Origin of the sequence: Providencia sp. CIM-Carb-044 (assembly GCF_033901115.1) — a bacterium.
Taxonomy (GTDB): Bacteria; Pseudomonadota; Gammaproteobacteria; order Enterobacterales; family Enterobacteriaceae; genus Providencia; species Providencia hangzhouensis.
In genome coordinates, this window is record NZ_JAXADV010000003.1 from 1 (window position 1) to 2,611 (window position 2,611).

At 42.7% G+C, this 2,611-nt stretch carries 1 protein-coding gene and 6 tRNA genes; 3 read left to right on the forward strand and 4 right to left on the reverse strand.

From position 1 onward, the window contains the following. The 4 genes from SJ312_RS06540 to SJ312_RS06555 form a co-directional block, all read right to left on the reverse strand. Nucleotides 1-73, reverse strand: a tRNA-Lys gene (locus tag SJ312_RS06540). 36 nt (nt 74-109) lie between these two features. Next, a tRNA-Val gene (locus SJ312_RS06545) sits at nt 110-185 on the reverse strand. A gap of 34 nt (nt 186-219) precedes the next feature. After that, a tRNA-Val gene (locus SJ312_RS06550) sits at nt 220-295 on the reverse strand. A 26-nt stretch (nt 296-321) separates the two neighbouring features. Continuing rightward, nucleotides 322-397: transfer RNA gene (locus SJ312_RS06555), tRNA-Val, on the reverse strand. Between the two features lie 423 nt (nt 398-820). Between SJ312_RS06555 and gltX the strand changes: the two genes are divergently transcribed. The 3 genes from gltX to SJ312_RS06570 all read left to right on the forward strand — a co-directional run bounded on the left by gltX (nt 821) and on the right by SJ312_RS06570 (nt 2,609). After that, complete coding sequence (gene gltX, locus SJ312_RS06560) at nt 821-2,242, forward strand: glutamate--tRNA ligase (protein WP_110591946.1); 1,422 nt, start codon at nt 821-823, stop codon at nt 2,240-2,242. A gap of 176 nt (nt 2,243-2,418) precedes the next feature. Continuing rightward, nucleotides 2,419-2,494, forward strand: a tRNA-Ala gene (locus SJ312_RS06565). Nucleotides 2,495-2,536: 42 nt separating this feature from the next. Then, a tRNA-Ala gene (locus SJ312_RS06570) sits at nt 2,537-2,609 on the forward strand. The last annotated feature ends 2 nt before the right edge of the window (nt 2,610-2,611 follow it).

Consider the following 2,611-nt stretch of genomic DNA (forward strand, 5'->3'; position numbering starts at 1 on the left):
TGGGTCGTGCAGGATTCGAACCTGCGACCAATTGATTAAAAGTCAACTGCTCTACCGACTGAGCTAACGACCCATCTAAATTGTGTTTCAATGCAAGTAACTGATGAAGTGGTGGGCGATAGCGGGCTCGAACCACTGACCCCCTCCTTGTAAGGGAGGTGCTCTACCAACTGAGCTAATCGCCCACTTCATGACTTATACTACATTATAATAAATAATTGGTGGGCGATAGCGGGCTCGAACCACTGACCCCCTCCTTGTAAGGGAGGTGCTCTACCAACTGAGCTAATCGCCCAATTATTTATTTTTCATCGTCAACGGTGGTGGGCGATAGCGGGCTCGAACCACTGACCCCCTCCTTGTAAGGGAGGTGCTCTACCAACTGAGCTAATCGCCCCGTCGTCGATGGAGGTGCATTATAGGGATACTGAGTTCTGAGTCAACGCTTTTTCAATAGATTTTTTTCGTTCGTTGCAAAAATAATCAAGATGTTTCAATATTCACCAGAAAAGCTGCCTTTTTAATCAATTACCTATCATTTTCTCTTTATTCTTTTAAGAAAAAAACAGAAACTATTTTTAAAGTGTATTTATTTATGTCAAATTTGGCGAAACAAACTAATTTCTTGTCTTCTATCCTGATAACTTGATTGAGGAATCATTGTAGGATGATAGAATAGATATACATTTTAGCAATGCTTAGACATTTCACTGCTTAGAACATCAAACTCGCCATCAAGTTAATTGTGCCTGTTTTTAGTCTTCTAAACAGTAAACAGATAAGCGCTTCAAAAACATGTTTTGCAATTAAGGCAATCTCGATGAGTAAAATCAAAACCCGTTTTGCACCAAGCCCAACTGGCTATTTACACGTTGGTGGTGCACGTACCGCTCTGTATTCCTGGTTATTTAGTCGCCACAATCAGGGCGAATTTGTCCTGCGTATTGAAGATACTGACTTAGAACGCTCAACTCAGGAAGCTATCGACGCCATTATGGACGGTATGAACTGGTTGAATTTAAATTGGGATGAAGGCCCTTACTATCAAACTAAACGCTTTGACCGTTATAATGATGTCATTGACCAAATGTTAGATGCGGGTACCGCTTATCGTTGTTATTGTTCGAAAGAGCGCTTAGAAGCGTTACGTGAAGAGCAAATGGCAAATAATGAAAAGCCTCGTTATGATGGCTGCTGCCGTGACCATGCACACAACCATACACCTGATGAGCCGCACGTTGTTCGTTTCCGTAACCCACAAGAAGGTTCCGTTATTTTTGACGACAAAATTCGTGGGCCAATTGAATTTAGTAACCAAGAACTGGACGATTTAATTATTCGTCGTACTGATGGTTCACCAACTTACAACTTCTGTGTGGTTATTGATGACTGGGATATGGAAATTACCCACGTTATCCGTGGTGAAGACCATATCAACAACACGCCTCGCCAAATCAACATTCTAAAAGCATTAGGGGCACCAGTACCTGTGTATGCTCACGTTTCGATGATCCTAGGTGATGACGGTAAAAAACTATCAAAACGTCATGGTGCGGTTAGTGTTATGCAATATCGTGATGACGGTTATTTGCCGCAAGCACTTCTTAACTACCTTGTGCGTTTAGGTTGGTCTCATGGCGACCAAGAGATTTTCACTGTTGAAGAAATGAAAGAGTATTTCAGCCTTGACGCTATCAGCAAGTCAGCAAGCGCGTTTAATACTGAAAAACTGCAATGGTTAAACCACCACTATATCAATACATTACCAGCAGAAGAAGTTGCAACCTATCTTGCATGGCATATTGAACAACAGAATATTGATACCAGCACAGGACCTCAATTAGTTGATCTAATCAAATTACTTGGTGAACGTTGTAAAACATTAAAAGAAATGGCGGAATCTTGCCACTATTTCTACCAAGATTTCGAAGAATTTGACGCTGATGCGGCGAAAAAACACTTGCGACCAGTTGCTCGTCAGCCTTTAGAAGTCGTAAAAGATAAATTAGCTGCGATAACTGATTGGACGGCTGAAAATGTTCACCAAGCCATCGAAGCAACTGCCGCTGAATTAGAAGTGGGTATGGGTAAAGTGGGTATGCCTTTACGTGTTGCTGTGACAGGTGCTGGCCAGTCTCCAGGCCTTGATGTGACCGTTCACGCTATCGGTCAAGCTCGCTCTATCGCTCGTATTGAGAAAGCCTTAGCGTTTATCGCTGAACGTGAAGCTTCTGCTCAATAATTTAATATTATTGGCCCTCAATTTATTGGGGGCCAATTCTCTGACTCATCCTCCCTTCTCCACTCAACTGATTGCAAAATGTTCTATATTTCAGCAATTAAACCTAAAACCCTATTATTTTATTGACACTCTAACTTAGCTTGAATATGATGCATCCCGTCCAAAAGATTTTGTTTGGGGCTATAGCTCAGCTGGGAGAGCGCTTGCATGGCATGCAAGAGGTCAGCGGTTCGATCCCGCTTAGCTCCACCATCTAATTCCCTGTTAGGTGGCACAATACAAAACATTTCGATTGGGGCTATAGCTCAGCTGGGAGAGCGCTTGCATGGCATGCAAGAGGTCAGCGGTTCGATCCCGCTTAGCTCCACC

Excerpts from the sequence above, each read along its gene's own strand:
- gltX (WP_110591946.1), top strand. The coding sequence starts at position 821 with ATGAGTAAAATCAAAACCCGTTTTGCACCAAGCCCAACTGGCTATTTA.